13 protein-coding genes and 1 riboswitch are annotated in these 15,702 nt (G+C 65.1%); of the genes, 6 read left to right on the plus strand and 7 right to left on the minus strand.

From position 1 onward, the window contains the following. Positions 1-9: 9 nt before the first annotated feature. On the minus strand, positions 10-1,890 hold the full coding sequence (gene thiC / locus K2O50_RS23980; protein ID WP_050707179.1) for a phosphomethylpyrimidine synthase ThiC: 1,881 nt from the start codon (positions 1,888-1,890) through the stop codon (positions 10-12). 156 nt (positions 1,891-2,046) lie between these two features. Next, a riboswitch (TPP riboswitch) is annotated at positions 2,047-2,153 on the minus strand. A gap of 160 nt (positions 2,154-2,313) precedes the next feature. Between thiC and K2O50_RS23985 the strand changes: the two genes are divergently transcribed. Further along, positions 2,314-3,747 carry a TolC family outer membrane protein gene (locus tag K2O50_RS23985; protein ID WP_220689947.1) on the plus strand — a complete coding sequence of 478 codons (1,434 nt, stop codon included), beginning with the start codon at positions 2,314-2,316 and terminating at the stop codon, positions 3,745-3,747. A 135-nt stretch (positions 3,748-3,882) separates the two neighbouring features. On the opposite strand, the gene waaA is transcribed toward K2O50_RS23985, so the two are convergent. Continuing rightward, entirely contained in the window at positions 3,883-5,154 is a 1,272-nt protein-coding gene (gene waaA, locus K2O50_RS23990; RefSeq protein ID WP_050707181.1) for a lipid IV(A) 3-deoxy-D-manno-octulosonic acid transferase, read from the minus strand. 38 nt (positions 5,155-5,192) lie between these two features. Then, on the minus strand, positions 5,193-6,083 hold the full coding sequence (locus tag K2O50_RS23995) for a LysR family transcriptional regulator (RefSeq protein ID WP_050707182.1): 891 nt from the start codon (positions 6,081-6,083) through the stop codon (positions 5,193-5,195). 90 nt (positions 6,084-6,173) lie between these two features. Here K2O50_RS23995 and K2O50_RS24000 point away from each other — a divergent pair, with 90 nt between their 5' ends. From K2O50_RS24000 to K2O50_RS24015, 4 genes are all read left to right on the plus strand, one after another. Further along, positions 6,174-6,506 (plus strand): multidrug efflux SMR transporter, encoded by a 333-nt coding sequence (locus tag K2O50_RS24000; RefSeq protein WP_050707183.1) that lies wholly within the window; start codon positions 6,174-6,176, stop codon positions 6,504-6,506. A 74-nt stretch (positions 6,507-6,580) separates the two neighbouring features. Continuing rightward, the gene (locus tag K2O50_RS24005) at positions 6,581-7,756 is read left to right on the plus strand and encodes an FAD-binding oxidoreductase (protein WP_050707184.1); all 1,176 of its coding nucleotides are present in this window, start codon (positions 6,581-6,583) and stop codon (positions 7,754-7,756) included. Continuing rightward, positions 7,753-8,565 carry an aldo/keto reductase gene (locus K2O50_RS24010; protein ID WP_050707185.1) on the plus strand — a complete coding sequence of 271 codons (813 nt, stop codon included), beginning with the start codon at positions 7,753-7,755 and terminating at the stop codon, positions 8,563-8,565. Before K2O50_RS24005 ends, K2O50_RS24010 begins: the two co-directional genes overlap by 4 nt. Before the next feature lie 37 nt (positions 8,566-8,602). Beyond that, complete coding sequence (locus K2O50_RS24015; protein ID WP_050707186.1) at positions 8,603-9,571, plus strand: hypothetical protein; 969 nt, start codon at positions 8,603-8,605, stop codon at positions 9,569-9,571. A 63-nt stretch (positions 9,572-9,634) separates the two neighbouring features. Here the strand turns inward: K2O50_RS24015 and hldE are convergent, their stop codons facing one another. Both hldE and msbA read right to left on the minus strand, forming a co-directional pair. Then, positions 9,635-11,056, minus strand: coding sequence for a bifunctional D-glycero-beta-D-manno-heptose-7-phosphate kinase/D-glycero-beta-D-manno-heptose 1-phosphate adenylyltransferase HldE (hldE, locus tag K2O50_RS24020; RefSeq protein ID WP_050707187.1), 1,422 nt, complete (start codon positions 11,054-11,056; stop codon positions 9,635-9,637). 132 nt (positions 11,057-11,188) lie between these two features. Then, on the minus strand, positions 11,189-12,991 hold the full coding sequence (msbA, locus tag K2O50_RS24025; RefSeq protein WP_050707188.1) for a lipid A export permease/ATP-binding protein MsbA: 1,803 nt from the start codon (positions 12,989-12,991) through the stop codon (positions 11,189-11,191). A gap of 110 nt (positions 12,992-13,101) precedes the next feature. Between msbA and K2O50_RS24030 the strand changes: the two genes are divergently transcribed. Then, on the plus strand, positions 13,102-13,740 hold the full coding sequence (locus tag K2O50_RS24030) for a phosphotransferase (RefSeq protein WP_050707189.1): 639 nt from the start codon (positions 13,102-13,104) through the stop codon (positions 13,738-13,740). A gap of 36 nt (positions 13,741-13,776) precedes the next feature. On the opposite strand, the gene K2O50_RS24035 is transcribed toward K2O50_RS24030, so the two are convergent. Both K2O50_RS24035 and K2O50_RS24040 read right to left on the minus strand, forming a co-directional pair. Then, positions 13,777-14,934 (minus strand): hypothetical protein, encoded by a 1,158-nt coding sequence (locus tag K2O50_RS24035; RefSeq protein WP_050707190.1) that lies wholly within the window; start codon positions 14,932-14,934, stop codon positions 13,777-13,779. After that, on the minus strand, positions 14,927-15,694 hold the full coding sequence (locus K2O50_RS24040; protein ID WP_050707191.1) for a glycosyltransferase family 2 protein: 768 nt from the start codon (positions 15,692-15,694) through the stop codon (positions 14,927-14,929). Before K2O50_RS24040 ends, K2O50_RS24035 begins: the two co-directional genes overlap by 8 nt. Positions 15,695-15,702: the final 8 nt, after the last annotated feature.

The raw sequence follows: 15,702 nt of genomic DNA on the forward strand, positions 1-15,702 counted from the left end.
AAGGTCTACTTACACCTTCTGGTACAACTGGCTGCCTTCCTGGCGGAACCGCTCGGACTGCTCACGCATGCCCTGTTCGACCGTCACGTCAACGGTCTCGATCTTGGCCGCGTACTCACGCACTTCCTGGGTAATCTTCATCGAGCAGAACTTCGGCCCGCACATCGAGCAGAAGTGCGCGACCTTGGCCGACTCCTTGGGCAGCGTCTCGTCGTGGAAGGAACGCGCGGTATCCGGGTCCAGGCCGAGGTTGAACTGGTCTTCCCAGCGGAATTCGAAGCGCGCCTTGGACAGCGCATTGTCACGAATCTGCGCGCCCGGGTGGCCCTTGGCAAGGTCCGCGGCATGGGCAGCGATCTTGTAGGTGATGATGCCGGTCTTCACGTCATCCTTGTTCGGCAGGCCCAGGTGCTCCTTGGGCGTGACGTAGCAGAGCATGGCGCAACCGAACCAGCCGATCATCGCCGCGCCTATTCCTGAGGTGATGTGGTCGTAGCCCGGGGCGATATCGGTGGTCAGCGGGCCGAGGGTGTAGAACGGCGCCTCGTCGCAGCACTCGAGCTGCTTGTCCATGTTCTCCTTGATCAACTGCATCGGCACGTGGCCGGGGCCTTCGATCATGCACTGCACGTCGTGCTTCCAGGCGATCTTGGTCAGCTCGCCGAGGGTTTCCAGCTCACCGAACTGGGCGGCGTCGTTGGCGTCGGCGATCGAGCCCGGGCGCAGGCCGTCGCCCAGCGAGAAGCTGACGTCGTAGGCCTTCATGATCTCGCAGATCTCGTCGAAATGCGTGTACAGGAAGTTCTCTTTATGGTGCGCCAGGCACCACTTGGCCATGATCGAGCCGCCGCGGCTGACGATGCCGGTGACGCGCTTGGCGGTCAGTGGCACATAGCGCAGCAGCACGCCGGCGTGGATGGTGAAGTAGTCCACGCCCTGCTCGGCCTGTTCGATCAGGGTGTCGCGGAACAGCTCCCAGGTCAGGTCCTCGGCCACGCCGTTGACCTTCTCCAGGGCCTGGTAGATCGGCACGGTACCGATCGGCACCGGCGAGTTGCGGATGATCCACTCGCGGGTCTCGTGAATGTGCTTGCCGGTGGACAGGTCCATGACCGTGTCCGAGCCCCAGCGGATGCCCCAGGTCAGCTTGGCCACTTCTTCCTCGATCGAGGAACCCAGGGCGCTGTTGCCGATGTTGCCGTTGATCTTCACCAGGAAGTTGCGGCCGATGATCATCGGCTCCAGCTCGGTGTGGTTGATGTTGGCCGGAATGATCGCGCGGCCGCGGGCGATCTCTTCGCGGACGAACTCGGGGGTGATTTCTTTCGGGATGCTGGCGCCGAAGCTGTGGCCCGCGTGCTGCTGGTTCAGCAGGCCGGCGGCGCGGGCTTCCTGCAGCTTCATGTTTTCGCGGATGGCGACGTATTCCATCTCGGCGGTGATGATGCCCTGGCGCGCGTAGTGCATCTGCGTGACGTTGGCACCGGCCTTGGCGCGGCGCGGGTTGCGCACATGGGCGAAGCGCAGCTTGGCCAGCTCCGCGTCGTTCAGGCGCTGCTGGCCGAAGTTCGAGCTCAGGCCATCCAGGCGCTCGGTGTCGCCACGGGCGTCGATCCAGGCCGAGCGCACATCGCCCAGGCCCTTGCGCACATCGATGATGACATTGGGGTCGGTGTACGGGCCGGAAGTGTCATACACCAGCACCGGGGCATTCTTTTCGCCGCCGAAATCGGTGGGGGTGTCGTGCAGGCTGATCTCGCGCATGGGCACGCGGATGTCGGGGCGCGAACCTTCGACATAGACCTTGCGCGAATTGGGCAGGGGTTGCACGGACTGTTGGTCGACTTGGGCCGACTCGCTCAGACTGATTGTTTTTTCTTGTTTGCTCATCACAGGCTCTCCAGACAGCTTCCAGGCGGTGGAATGTCGGGGTGAACCTGAAAGGCGTGGACGCACCCGTGTTGACGAGTGCAGTGCCGGACATGGGGAGCCGTGGGCTGCAAGCAGCTGTGGCGATCCCGGACCTGGCACAAGAGGCTCCCGGGATATGAGAGCAATCTTGTTCCCTACGCAGGCGCTAACCTGATCAGGTTCAACGGGATCCGCACCTCTGCGATCTCAGCCTTTGCTTCAAGGCACCCCGACAAGAACATGCGCAGTCTAGACTGGAGTGGCCGGCAAAGCCAAGCGGGTAAATCCGGGGGTGATAAATGGCACACACGGTGGATTGTTGATGACGGCGGGCGGCACTACACTGGCGCATCGCTCGATACCCGACAGTACAGTAAATAAAATTTGATCAAGGATTGCCCTATGCTGCGCAAACTCTCACTGGCAATTGCCGTGTCTTGTGCGTCCCACGGAGTGGCCTGGGCAGTGGATACGCCCACGACGGTAAAGACCGACCTGGTCAGCGTCTACCAGGAAGCAGTCGACAACAACGCCGACCTGGCCGCCGCCCGCGCCGACTACGGCGCCCGCCGTGAAGTGGTGCCCCAGGCCCGCGCCGGCCTGTTGCCGAACCTTTCGGCCGGCGCCGAAATGATGAACACCCGGACCAAGCTCGACGAGCCCTCGGTCACCTCCAACCGCAGCGGCAACGCCTGGAGCGCGACCCTGGCGCAGCCGATCTTCCGTGCCGACCGCTGGTTCCAGTTGCAAGCCGCCGAGTCGGTCAACGAACAGGCCGCCCTGGAACTGTCGGCCACCGAGCAGAACCTGATCCTGCAGAGCGCCGAGAACTACTTCGCGGTGCTGCGCGCCCAGGACAACCTGGCCTCGACCAAGGCTGAAGAAGCGGCCTTCAAGCGCCAGCTCGACCAGTCCAACGAGCGCTTCGACGTCGGCCTCTCGGACAAGACCGACGTGCTGCAGTCCCAGGCCAGCTACGACACCGCCCGGGCCAACCGGATCATCGCCGAGCGCCAGGTGCAGGATGCCTTCGAAGCCTTGATCACCTTGACCAACCGCCAGTACTCGGCGATCCAGGGCGTCGTCCACACCCTCCCGGTGCAGGTGCCCACGCCCAACGACGCCAAGGCCTGGGTCGAGACCGCCGGGCGGCAGAACCTCAACCTGCTGGCGACCAACCACGCCGTGGCGGCGGCCGAGGAGACCGTGCGCCAGCGCAAGGCCGGCCATGCGCCGACCCTCGACGCGGTGGCCAAGTACCAGAAGGGCGACAACGACAACCTCGGTTTCACCAACCCTTCGCAGAACGGCGTGCGCTACGGCGGCGATGTCGAGCAGACCAGTGTCGGCCTGCAGTTGAACATCCCGATCTACAGCGGCGGCCTGACCAGCTCCCAGGTACGCGAGGCCTACGCCCGCCTGACCCAGAGCGAGCAGCAGCGCGAAAGCCTGCGCCGCCAGGTGGTGGAGAACACCCGCAACCTGCACCGGGCGGTGAACACCGACGTGGAGCAGGTGCAGGCGCGCAAGCAGTCGATCATCTCCAACCAGAGCGCGCTGGAGGCCACCGAGATCGGCTACCAGGTCGGCACCCGCAACATCGTCGACGTGCTCGACGCGCAGCGTCAGCTGTACACCTCGGTGCGTGACTACAACAACAGCCGCTATGACTACATCCTCGACAACCTGCGCCTGAAGCAGGCCGCCGGCACCCTGAGCCCGCAGGACCTGCAGGACCTGGGGCGGTACCTGAAAGCCGACTACAACCCGGACAAGGATTTCCTGCCACCGGACCTGGCGGCGGCGGCGGCGAAGAATTTCGAACGCCGGCCTTGAAGGCCATGGACCACCTGTAGGGACGGGCTTCGTGGGAGCGGGCTTGCCCCGCGATAGGGCCCGATCAGGCAGTGATATTGCCTGGTCGGGCCCTATCGCGGGGCAAGCCCGCTCCCACGAACGCCTACAGGATCATCAGTTCAGAAGTCGTCCCAGCCCATCCAGCAACCGCTGCAACGCCCCCTGGTTGGCCCGCATCACCGCCCTGCCCGCCTCGCCCATGCGCCGCGCATCCTGCGGCAGCTCGACCAACCGACGCACCGCCCCGGCCAGCCCTTCGGCGTCGTCCACCTGCTGCAACGCCCCCGCCTCGCGCAGCATCGCGCTGATCTCGAGGAAGTTGAACACATGCGGCCCCATGAGCACCGGCAGCGCCAGCGCCGCCGGCTCCAGCGGGTTATGCCCGCCGGTGGCCACCAGGCTGCCACCGACGAAGGCGATGTCGGCCAGGGCATAGAGGAACAGCAGCTCACCCATGGTGTCGCCCAGCAGCACCTGGGTCTGCGCCGTGACCGCGTCGCCGGTCGAGCGGCGCACCGTGCTGAACTGGCCGGCGCACAGTTCATGCACTGCCGCGAAACGCTCGGGATGGCGCGGCACCAGGATCAGCAACGCATCGCTGTGGACCTTCAGCAGCTCACGATGAGCCTCGAGAATCAACGCGTCTTCGCCATCATGGGTACTGGCGGCAATCCACACCGGACGCTGCCGGGCAGCCCACTGCTCGCGCAATGCAACGGCCCGTGGCAGCAGTTGATCGTCGATCTTCAGGTCGAACTTGATCGAACCGGTCACCTGTACGCATTCATCGCGCGCACCGAGCGCACGGAAGCGCTCGGCCTCGGTTTCGGTCTGCACGGCGATCAGGCTCATCTCCTCGAGCATCGGCCGGGTCAGGCCGGCGAAGCGGGCATAGCCACGGGCCGAGCGCTCGGACAGCCGGGCATTGGCCAGCGCTACGGGAATGCCGCGCCTGGCGCACTGGTGGATGTGGTTCGGCCACAGCTCGGTTTCCATGATGATGCCCAGGCGCGGGCGCACATGGTCGAGGAAACGCCCGGCCGCCCACGGCAGGTCGTAAGGCAGGTAGCAGTGTTGCACCCGTGGCTCGCCCTCGAACATCGCGCGGATGCGCTCGGAGCCGGTCGGGGTCATGCAGGTGAGCGTGATCGGCAGGTCCGGGTACTGCTTGAGCAGGGCCCGCACCATCGGCGCGGCGGCGATGCTCTCGCCCACCGAAACCGCATGCACCCAGATGCCGCCCTGGCGCATCGGCGGCAGCTTGCAGGCGAAGCGCTCGGCAATCCGCGCACGGTACGCCGGCGCCTTGCGCCCGCGCAGGAACAGGCGCAGCGCGACCAGCGGCAGGCCCAGGTGAAACAGCAGGGTATAGAGGGTTCTGTTCATGGCGGCGGAGTTTACTAGGAACTGGATGAAAAGGCCTGTCAGCCAATCGCCCGCAGGTGCACGGCGAAGCGCTCGGCCAGCCACTGCGCGGCCGGACCCAACGGTTCGTCGCGCCGCCAGGCCAGCTCCGCCACCAGCGCCGGCGGGCGCCACTCGCTGTCCAACTCTACCATCTGCGTCTGGTAGGTGGGGTACTGCACCACATGCCGGGGCAGCCAGGCCCAGCCCAGGCCGCGCATCAGCAACTCGGCCATGGCGTAGAAACTGTCGGCGCGCCAGACCTGCGGGCTGATCGCCTCGCCGCCGGGGTAGCCGCTCTGCTGCGGGGTGATCAACAGCTGGCGGTGGCGGGCCAGTTGCTGGCGGCTGACCTTGGCCAGGTGCGCCAGCGGGTGGTCGATGGCGCACACCGTGACCATCTCGACGCTGCCCAGGGCGCGCCGCTCCAGCGAGGCGGGGATGCTTTCGTGGTGGAAGAACAAGCCCAGGTCGGCGCGCCGCTCCACCAGCTTGCGCGCCACATCGCCCTGGGCACCGCTGGCCAGTTGCACTTCCAGGTAAGGGTAACGCGCCGCCAGCTCGTCGAGGCTGTCGATCACCGGCTGGTAGGGCATGGCCTCGTCCTGGGCCACCCGCAACAACGCCTCCTGCCCGCGCATCAAGGCCAGCGCCCGGCCATCCAGGCGTTCGCACTGGCGCAACAGCTCGCGGGCGTCCTCCAGCAGCGCGGCGCCGCTCTCAGTCAGACGCGGCTGCCGCCCGCTGCTGCGCTCGAACAGGGTCACGCCCAGGTCCGTCTCGAGCAAGGCGATGGCACTGCTGATCGCCGACTGGGCCTTGCGCTGCTCGCGGGCCACGGCGGAAAACGAACGCAATTCGGCGGCCCGCACGAACAGGCGCAGTTGCTCGAGGCTCCAGTGTTCAGTCATAGCAAGCCTATCTCCAAAGCAGATAGGTAATGACTTTACCGCATCCAGGGATTCCCTAGAATGCCCATCCAGCAACGGAGGACCCGCACCATGAACGCCTATACCTATCTCGCCATCGCCATCTGCGCCGAAGTCATCGCCACCGCCTCCATGAAGGCGGTCAAGGGGTTGAACACGCCGCTGCCACTGCTGCTGATGGTCTGCGGCTACGGCGTGGCGTTCTGGATGCTGACCCTGGTGGTGCGCAGCATTCCGGTGGGCATCGCCTATGCGATCTGGTCGGGGCTGGGCATCGTGCTGATCAGCATCGCGGCGCTGGTGATCTATGGGCAGAAGCTGGATGTGCCGGCGATGCTGGGCATGGCCATGATCGTCGGCGGGGTGGTGGTGATCCAGGTGTTTTCCAATACTGCCGGACACTAAGCCCGCTCCCACGGTCCTCTCCCCCGGTTACAGCCTGTATACTGCGCACCTGTCCCAGTTTTCGAGGTGCCCGCATGCCATCCGCCATTACCACTGACGTGCTGATCGTCGGCGCCGGGGTCGCAGGCCTCTGGCTCAATGCCCGGCTCCGACGCCTGGGCTATTCGACGGTGCTGGTGGAGCGCGCCAGCCTGGGTGGCGAGCAGACCATCAAGTCGCAAGGCATCATCCACGGTGGCACCAAATACGCCCTGCACGGCGCCCTCAGCGGCGCCTCCGAAGCCATCGCCGACATGCCGCGGCGCTGGCGCGAAGCGCTGGCCGGCAACGGCGAGCTGGACCTGACTGATACCCGCCTGCTGTCCGACGCCCACTACCTGTGGTCCCCCGGCACCCTGGCCGGCAACCTCACCAGTTTCTTCGCCAGCAAGGCCGTGCGTGGCCGGGTCGACCAGGTCAAGGGCGAGCAACTGCCGCCGGCCCTGCAGGACCGCGCGTTCAAGGGCAAGGTCTACCGCCTGGCCGAACTGGTCATCGACGTGCCCAGCCTGCTGGCCAACCTGGCGCAGCTGGCGGGCGACAGCCTGCTGGCCGGCGAGCGTATCGAGCCGCTGCGCGATGGCGACGAACTGGCCGGGCTGGTAGTCGATGGCCGCGAGATCCGCGCCCAACGTATTGTCCTCAGCGCCGGTGGCGGCACCGAAGCGCTGCTGCATGCCCTGGGGCTGAGCCAACCGGCCATGCAGCGCCGTCCGCTGCACATGGTCCTGGCCAAGGGCCCCAACCTCAAGCCGCTGTACGCCCACTGTCTGGGCGGCGGGCCCAAGCCGCGCATCACCGTGACCACCCACCCGGCCGCCGATGGCCAATGGGTGTGGTACCTGGGTGGCGACATCGCCGAGGCCGATGGCGTGGCCCGCGAGCCCGCCGCGCAGATCGCCGCGGCGCAAAAGGAAGTCGCCAGCCTGTTGCCGTGGGTCGACCAGGCCCAGGTGCGCTGGGCCACCCTGCGCGTCGACCGTGCCGAGCCCGCGCAATCGGGCCTGGTACGCCCGGACAACGCCTTCCTCGCCGACCAACAGCGCCTGCTGGTCGGCTGGCCGACCAAGCTGGCCCTGGCGCCGGACTTCGCCGATCGCGTACTGTCCAGCTTCGAACGTGACGGCATCCGCCCGGCGAGCCAGCCGGACCTCGCCGACCTGCCCCGCCCACCACTGGCACTGCCCGCCTGGGAGCAACTGCTGCCATGAGCCTGCCGACCCTGCACGATCATCACCGCCTCCTGGGCAGCACCGGCCTGCGGGTGTCGCCGCTGGGCCTGGGCACGGTCAAGCTTGGCCGCGACCAGGGCGTGAAATACCCCAACGGTTTCACCATTCCTGATGACGAAACCGCCCGCCTGTTGCTCGCCCAGGCCCGCGAGCTGGGCATCAACCTGCTCGACACCGCACCGGCCTATGGCCGCAGCGAGGAGCGCCTCGGCCCGTTGCTGCGCGGCCAGCGCGACCAGTGGGTGATCGTCAGCAAGGTCGGCGAAGAGTTCGAAGCCGGCCAGTCGCACTTCGATTTCAGCGCCGCCCATACCCGCCTGTCGGTGGAACGCAGCCTCAGGCGCCTGGAAACCGACCGCATCGAGCTGGTGCTGGTGCACTCCGACGGCAACGACCTGGCGATCCTCGAGCAGGAGGGGGTGTACGAAACCCTTGCCGCGCTCAAGCAGGAAGGCAAGATCCTCGGCTATGGTTTGTCCGGCAAGACCGTCGCCGGCGGCCTGAAGGCGCTCGAGCAAGGTGATTGCGCCATGGTCACCTACAACCTCAACGAGCAGGCGGAGCGGCCCGTGCTGGACTACGCTGCCGAACACGGCAAGGCCATCCTGGTGAAGAAAGCCCTGGCCAGCGGGCATATCTGCCTGGCCCCCGGGGTTGATCCGGTGCAGGCCAGTTTCGAGTTGCTGTTCGCCCACCCGGGCGTGAGCAGTGCCATTGTCGGCACCATCAACCCGCTGCACCTGGCCCATAACGTGGCCACTGTCGCCCGCATCCTGGGCCGGTCCTGAGCCGCCCGGGCGGGGGCCCAACGCAAGGAGGAGCCTCGTGCCGCGTACGCTGATCCGCAAGAATCCGAGCAACTTCAAGACCCTGCCGCTGCACGTCGAGGCCACGCCTGAAGGCCTGACCTACCAGAGCATCGGCATGCCGCTGAATTTCGCCCAGACCCTGCAGCGGCGCAAGGCCATCCAGGTCGCCGACCCCGAACACTTCGTCGCGGAACTGGCCAACCTCGGCGTGTCGGTGCGCCTGACCCTGCACTGGCAGGGGCGCGACTACTGGGTGCTGGTCCGCCAGCGCCGCCAGGACCGTGGCGATGTGGTGCTCAAGCTGATTTCCGGCTATGTCCCGGCCCACGAGCTGAACCTGCCGCTGCACACGGCGATCCAGGAAGTGGCCGAGGAATGCCTGCTGGAAACCCCCGAGGGCTGGCTGGGCGGACGCTTCAACGATACCTGGCTGCCGGCGCCCTATGCCGCTGCCCTGCACTATCGCGAGGCCCTGCCGTTCGTGCTGTCGCCCGAGTCGGGCGCCGCCCGCCCGGTGCATTGCGCCAACCTGATGTTGCTGGAGCGACCACGCGCCTATGTGCACCTGCCCACCGCGTCGCTGCAGCTGATCTACGACCTGCGCCTGCAGGTGCCACGGGAGGCCAAGTCGCTGAGCCTGTTCCACGTCGACGAGCGCCTGGAGGGCGATCAGCTGGTGGCCAGGCTCAATCGCAAGCGGCCGGACCTTTACCTGATGCCGCTCAAGGACGGTCAACCCGTGGCCGAGCTGTATACCTTGAAGAAGGACCAGCTGACACCTGCGGGTACGCGCGGACTGTGGCTGGCCGAGAGCTTCGCCCGCCAGGATGGCTGGGTGGTGCGGGATGAACGGGTGCGTTGGAAGGACTGGCTGAAGCAGCAGGGGCTGGTCGAAAGCAAGCCCGCGCCGGCGTCGCACCTGAAGCGGTTCGGAGACAAGGCACGGGAACTGCTGGCCCGTGCGCGGACCTCGCTGCATAAATGAACACGGGGCAAGCCCGCTCCCGATGTTTCGTGGGAGCGGGCTTGCCCCGCGATCTGCAACGTATCAGTGCTTGCGGATCTTCTCGACGATCGCCGTGGTCGAGCTGTTCTCCACCAGACCCAGTACCTTCACCGTGCCGCCATAGGCCTTGACGATATCGGCGCCGACCACCTGGTCGATACCGTAGTCACCACCCTTGACCAGCACATCCGGCTTGACCTGGCGCAGCAGGTTCTCTGGCGTGTCCTCGGGGAAGCTGATGACCCAGTCCACCGCACCGAGGCCGGCCAGCACGGCCATGCGTCGGTCGACACTGTTGATCGGCCGGCCCGGGCCCTTCAGGCGGCTGACCGAGGCATCGTCGTTGATGGCGACGATCAACCGGTCACCCTGGGCGCGAGCCTGTTCCAGGTAGGTCACGTGCCCCGCATGAAGGATATCGAAACAGCCGTTGGTGAAGACGATCTTCTCGTTGTGCGCACGGGCATCATCGATGGCCAGCAGCAGTTGCTCCAGCCCCAGGACACCCCGCTCCGAGCCCTCTTCACGCTGGATGGCGCGACGCAGCTCGGGGGCGCTGATGGCGGCGGTACCCAGCTTGCCGACCACGATGCCGGCGGCCAGGTTGGCCAGGGCGACGGCATGCGGCAGGTCCTCGCCCGCGGCGATGGCGGCGGCAAGGGTGGAAATCACTGTATCGCCGGCACCGGTGACATCGAACACCTCGCGGGCGCGAGCCGGCAGGTGCAGGGCCGGGTGGCCGGTGCGCAGCAGGGTCATGCCATGCTCGCCTCGGGTCACCAGCAATGCGCCCAGGTCCAGTTCTTCGAGCAGCTTCAGGCCTTTGGCGACCAGTTCGGTTTCATCGGCGCAACGGCCAACGATGGTCTCGAACTCGCTGAGGTTGGGGGTAATCAGGCTGGCACCGCGGTAGATCGAGAAATCCTTGCCCTTGGGGTCGGCCAGCACCGGGATGCCCTTGCCGCGAGCAGCCTGGATCAGCGCCTGATGGTTCTGCAGTGCGCCCTTGCCGTAGTCGGACAGCACCAGCACCTTGACGCCCTCGAGCAGGGTATCGACCTCCGCGCCCAGCGACAGCGGGTCGGTGGCGAACGGTTCCTCGAAGTCGATGCGCAGCAGTTGCTGGTGACGGCTCATCACCCGCAGCTTGACGATGGTCGGCTGGTGGGCAATGCGCTGGAAGATCGAGCGCACACCGGCGGCGTGCAGGCTGTTGGCGAGGCTGTCGGCAGCCTCGTCCTGGCCGGTGACTCCGACCAGCGCGGCCGGGGCGCCGAGGGCGGCGATGTTCAAGGCCACGTTGGCCGCGCCGCCGGGGCGATCCTCGATCTGATCGACCTTGACCACCGGCACCGGCGCTTCAGGCGAAATACGCGAAGTACCGCCATGCCAGTAGCGGTCGAGCATGACATCGCCGACCACCAGTACCGGGGCTTGATCGAAACGCGGCATGGACAACTTCATGGGCAACCCATTTTTGGAAAAGTGAACAGGGGCAGGATATTAGCACAGGGATGCGCAGGGCTTTACGGCCAACCGCGGCGATGCTGTATCGATTGACCGGCGAGGCCTGCAAGGCCCCGCCGTGACGCAGGCTCAGGTGATGTTGGCCTTTTCGGCCTCGTCCAGCCCCATGGCGTGCAGACGGGCGTAATGACCATTGGCCTGGAGCAGTTCGGCGTGGGTGCCGCGCTCCACCAGACGGCCCTGGTCCATGACCAGGATCAGGTCGGCCTTCTCGATTGTCGACAGCCGGTGCGCGATCACCAGGGTGGTGCGCCCTTCCATCACATGGTCCAGCGCCGCCTGGATATGCCGTTCGGACTCGGTATCCAGGGCCGAGGTAGCCTCGTCGAGAATCAGCAGCGGCGCATTCTTGAGCAAGGCCCGGGCAATCGCCAGGCGCTGGCGCTGGCCGCCGGAAAGCAGCACGCCGTTCTCGCCGACTTCGGTATCGAAGCCCTTGGGCAACTGGTCGACGAACTCCTTGGCATAAGCGTCTGCGGCGGCGGCCTCGATATCGGCCCGCGGCGCGCCGGCCAGGTCGCCATAGGCGATGTTGTTGGCCACGGTGTCATTGAACAGGGTGACATGCTGGGTCACCTGGGAAACATGCCGGCGCAGGTTACGCAGGCGGTAATCCTCGATCTCCACGCCGTCGAGCAGGATCTGCCCTTCCGTGTGGTGGTAGAAACGCGGGATCAACGCCGCCAGCGTCGACTTGCCACTGCCGGAACGCCCCACCAGGGCGATCATCTGCCCGGGCTCGGCGGTAAAGTTGATGTCGCTGAGCACCTGGCGCTCGGTACCTGGGTAGGTGAAGCTGAGGTTGCGCACTTCCAGGCGTCCCTCGACCCGCTCCTTCTCGATGCTGCCCTTGTCTATTTCGGGTTTTTCGTCCAACTGCTCGAAAATGCTCTCTGCACCGGCAAGGCCCTTCTGGATGGTCGAGCTGACTTCCGACAACTGGCGAATCGGCTTGGGCAGAAGGCCGGCGGCAGTGATGTAGGCCACCAGGTCACCCGCCGATGCCTCGCCGCGCAGGAACAGCACCAGGAACATCAGCGCGGCCATGGCGCTGTAGATCACCAATTGCAACAACGGCGTGTACAGCGCGCCGGTCTTGGTCATGCGCAGTTGCTTGTCGGTATTGCTTTGGCTGGCGGCACCGAAGCGACGCTCCTCGTAGCTTTCGCCACCGAAGCTGCGCACCACGCGATAGCCCTGGATGGTCTCGGAAGCCACGTGAGTGACATCGCCCATGGCCACCTGGATCTTCTTGCTCTGCTTGCGGAATTTCTTGCTGGCAGTGCTCACCATCACCGCGATTACCGGCAGGATCGCCACCATCACCAGGGTCAGCTTCCAGTTCATCCACAGCAGGTAGGCAAACAGGAACACCACCGTCAGGCCTTCACGAATGACCACCTTGATAGCGTCGGTGGCGGCGCCGGTGACCATGGTCACGTTGAAGGTGATGCGCGAGATCAGGTGCCCGGAATTGTGGTTGTCGAAGTAGTGGTTGGGCAGGACCAGCAGCTTGTTGAACAGCTCCACCCGCAGGTCGTGCACCAGGCACAGCGACACCTTGGCCAGATAGTAGTTGCCGAGGAACGAACCCAGGCCCTGCCAGGCGGCGATCAGGATGATCAGCAGCGGCACCGCCTGCAATAATTGCAGATCGCGCAGGTAAGGCACGTCGGGGAACAGCACCGCCTGCGGATTGCTCAGCCCATCGACGAAATACTTGAGGATCCCGGCCAGCATCGGCTGGGTCGAGGCGAAGATCACGAAACCGACGATGCTCAGCAGGAAGATGCCGATATAGGGTTTGACGTAGCCCAGCAGGCGCAGATAGATCTTCAGGCTTGCGGGGGAAGACGATTCGGGAACTGTCATGAGAATCCGTCGGGTCAAAAAGAGTCGGGATTATACCACACACGGTGTCTTGCACCGTCCGCCGCAGGTTAAGATAGACGGCTGTCCCGAACCCTGGCCCCGGAGGCTTGATGCACGCACTTGACCACGCCCGTTACCTTGCCCTGCGCGAGGGCGCCCACGTCCTCGAGGCCGACGGCACTGGCGACAAGGTCCTGCGCCTAAAGGATGGTTCGATGCTCAAGCTGTTCCGGCGCAAGCGTCTGATCAGCTCGGCGGCCTGGTATCCCTACGCCCGGCGCTTCGCCGACAATTGCCAGGCGCTGGCCGAACGCGGTATCCCCTGCCCGCAGGTCAAGGCGGTCTATCGTATCGCCGAGATTGCCCGCGATGCCGTGCACTATGACCCGCTACCCGGCCATACGCTGCGCCAACTGCTGGAGCAACCCGGCAACCACCCAGGCTTGCGCGATCAGCTCGGGCGTTTCATCGCGACGCTTCACGAAGCGGGGGTGTACTTCCGCTCCGCGCACCTGGGCAACGTGGTGCTGACGCCCGAAGGCGAGCTGGGGTTGATCGACGTCGCCGACCTGCGCATGTACCGCAGACCACTTCGCCGTTCTCAACGCCAGCGCAACTTCCGTCATATGCTGCGTTACCAGGAAGATCGAGAGTGGCTGCTGGGTGACGGCGACAACACCTTCATCGAGGCCTACCTTGCCAGTCAGCAGGTCTGCCGCCGCCAGGACCTGGCCAACGCACTGGTCTGAACGAAAATGGCCGCCCGGAGGCGGCCATCTTCATCATCAGTTCGAACGTCGCTGCTGCAACCCACGACCCAGCACCATGGCCGCCGGCAACAGGACCAATGGCCACAGCTCGTCAGGGTTGCCGATCAGCTTGCTGCCATCGAAGTTGAGCATCACCAGGGCACAGGCCAGGTACATGCCCCAAGGGTCTCGAAGGCGCAAGGCCTGGACCAGGGTCATCGCCACGATGACCAGGAACAGGACCAGCGAGACGCCGCCGGTATAGAGGCCCAAGGCAACGAAGATATTGTGCGGATGCTGGATCGGCATGAAGCCGCTCAGCAGCTTGTCGGTATGGAACTCGACGCCGCAGCCAACCATCCAGCCACAGTTCTGCCACTCGCCGACCATCACGTGGAACAACTCGCCACGATAGGAGTCACCGCGCTCGAACAGCGAATGGAACCAGGCCATGTCCTTGACCAACCACAGGGCGATGCCGCCAAGTACCGCGAACACCAGCAGCCAGCTTCCGGCCACGCGCGGGAAGCGCCACAGCGCCCAGCATGCCCAGGCGGCAAACAGGAAGGCCGCGCCGACCATCGCGGTACGCGTCTGCAGGACAAAGGTGATTGCCACCACCGACAGCGCCACGGCGGCAAACGCTTCGATCCAGCGACGACGGTGCAACCACCCCGGCATGGCCAGTGCCAGCGCACAGAGCAGCCATATACTGGTGTAGATCACGTTCTGCATGCGCGCAGGCATCAGACTGACCCGCTCACCCAAGGCGTAGATGCCGGTCAGGTAGGCGAAGGCCGAATAGCCGAAGATGTACAGGCAGATGATCCAGAATAGCGCGCGCGCAAACACCTCGGAGCGGAAGAAGCCCTGGTTCGTCAGCCCAGCCACCGCGAAGACGAAGAGCGTCACGTAAGCGATGTGCTTGTAGAACTGCCCATCACCGGCAATCACCGCCGGCACCAGGAACCACAGCAGGAATACCAGCCAAGCCAGCCCCAGCTTGTCGCCGAACAGCCCCGCACCGCGCTCCTTGACCAGGAACACCAGGCCAGGCAACGCGATGAAGGCGTAGAAAATGTTGTTGGTCCATTTCGATGAGGCCATCAGCACGAAGCTGGCCAGGAACGCGATCAGCGCAGCGCTGAAGTAGCGCCTGCTCGTTCGGTTGTCGTTGCCAATCCCTTCAAACATCCTTCAACACCCATCCCAGCAATAGTCCGATAATCAGCACGCCCAACAGACGAATGCGATCCATGCGCTTGCGCCGTGCCTTCTTGATTTTCTCTTCCGCCATTTCCACATGCTCGCCGAAACCGGTATGCAGCACGGCGTCGTTCTCCAGGATCAGCGCATAGCGGTCGCGCTCGGCGTACAACCGCGACAAGCTCTTCTCGCCGGAATGCGAGGCGTACGGTGCATGTGCCTGGTAGTCGGCCAGCCTGCGCAGGCCTGGGTTGAACGAGAACCCCTGCCATTCCGCCTTGTGCGAGCCCAGCTTGTGGAAAGCGATGCCCTGCAGCACCTGGCGCTCCTCCAGGAACACATAGGGGCTGTGCACCTGCAGGTCATGATTGAAGCTGCGCAGCCAGACCTGCAACGCTTGCGGGTCGGCCTCCAGCAGTGCCTGGGATTCCTCGACGAAGCCCGGGCGATAGAAGGCCCAGTCATCCTCGCAATGGAACACCCAGAAGGTCTTGATCTGCGAATAGGCGGCGTCCACCGAGCGCAACTGCCCAAGCTTGGGATTGTTGACGATGAAGGTGGTGTGTTCGCGCCAGTGTTCCGGGATGCAGCCACGCACCGCCTCGTCACCGGAGTCTTCGGTGATGAAGACTTCACGGATGGGCGCCGTGTTGTAGCGGTCGAAACTTTCGAGCGTGCGCTTGAGCAACTCGAAACGACCACAACTGGTCACCACCAGTGTGATCTCGCTGTTTTCACTGAAGATCATGGCTTCCT

It is taken from the genome of Pseudomonas sp. 2hn, assembly GCF_019646095.1.
Classification (GTDB): domain Bacteria; phylum Pseudomonadota; class Gammaproteobacteria; order Pseudomonadales; family Pseudomonadaceae; genus Aquipseudomonas; species Aquipseudomonas peradeniyensis.

Bases quoted from the DNA above. Each gene is read 5' to 3' on its own strand.
- thiC (WP_050707179.1), bottom strand. From the start codon at position 1,890: ATGAGCAAACAAGAAAAAACAATCAGTCTGAGCGAGTCGGCCCAAGTC.
- K2O50_RS23985 (WP_220689947.1), top strand. From the start codon at position 2,314: ATGCTGCGCAAACTCTCACTGGCAATTGCCGTGTCTTGTGCGTCCCAC.
- waaA (WP_050707181.1), bottom strand. From the start codon at position 5,154: ATGAACAGAACCCTCTATACCCTGCTGTTTCACCTGGGCCTGCCGCTG.
- K2O50_RS23995 (WP_050707182.1), bottom strand. From the start codon at position 6,083: ATGACTGAACACTGGAGCCTCGAGCAACTGCGCCTGTTCGTGCGGGCC.
- K2O50_RS24000 (WP_050707183.1), top strand. From the start codon at position 6,174: ATGAACGCCTATACCTATCTCGCCATCGCCATCTGCGCCGAAGTCATC.
- K2O50_RS24005 (WP_050707184.1), top strand. From the start codon at position 6,581: ATGCCATCCGCCATTACCACTGACGTGCTGATCGTCGGCGCCGGGGTC.
- K2O50_RS24010 (WP_050707185.1), top strand. From the start codon at position 7,753: ATGAGCCTGCCGACCCTGCACGATCATCACCGCCTCCTGGGCAGCACC.
- hldE (WP_050707187.1), bottom strand. From the start codon at position 11,056: ATGAAGTTGTCCATGCCGCGTTTCGATCAAGCCCCGGTACTGGTGGTC.
- msbA (WP_050707188.1), bottom strand. From the start codon at position 12,991: ATGACAGTTCCCGAATCGTCTTCCCCCGCAAGCCTGAAGATCTATCTG.
- K2O50_RS24030 (WP_050707189.1), top strand. From the start codon at position 13,102: ATGCACGCACTTGACCACGCCCGTTACCTTGCCCTGCGCGAGGGCGCC.
- K2O50_RS24035 (WP_050707190.1), bottom strand. From the start codon at position 14,934: ATGTTTGAAGGGATTGGCAACGACAACCGAACGAGCAGGCGCTACTTC.
- K2O50_RS24040 (WP_050707191.1), bottom strand. From the start codon at position 15,694: ATGATCTTCAGTGAAAACAGCGAGATCACACTGGTGGTGACCAGTTGT.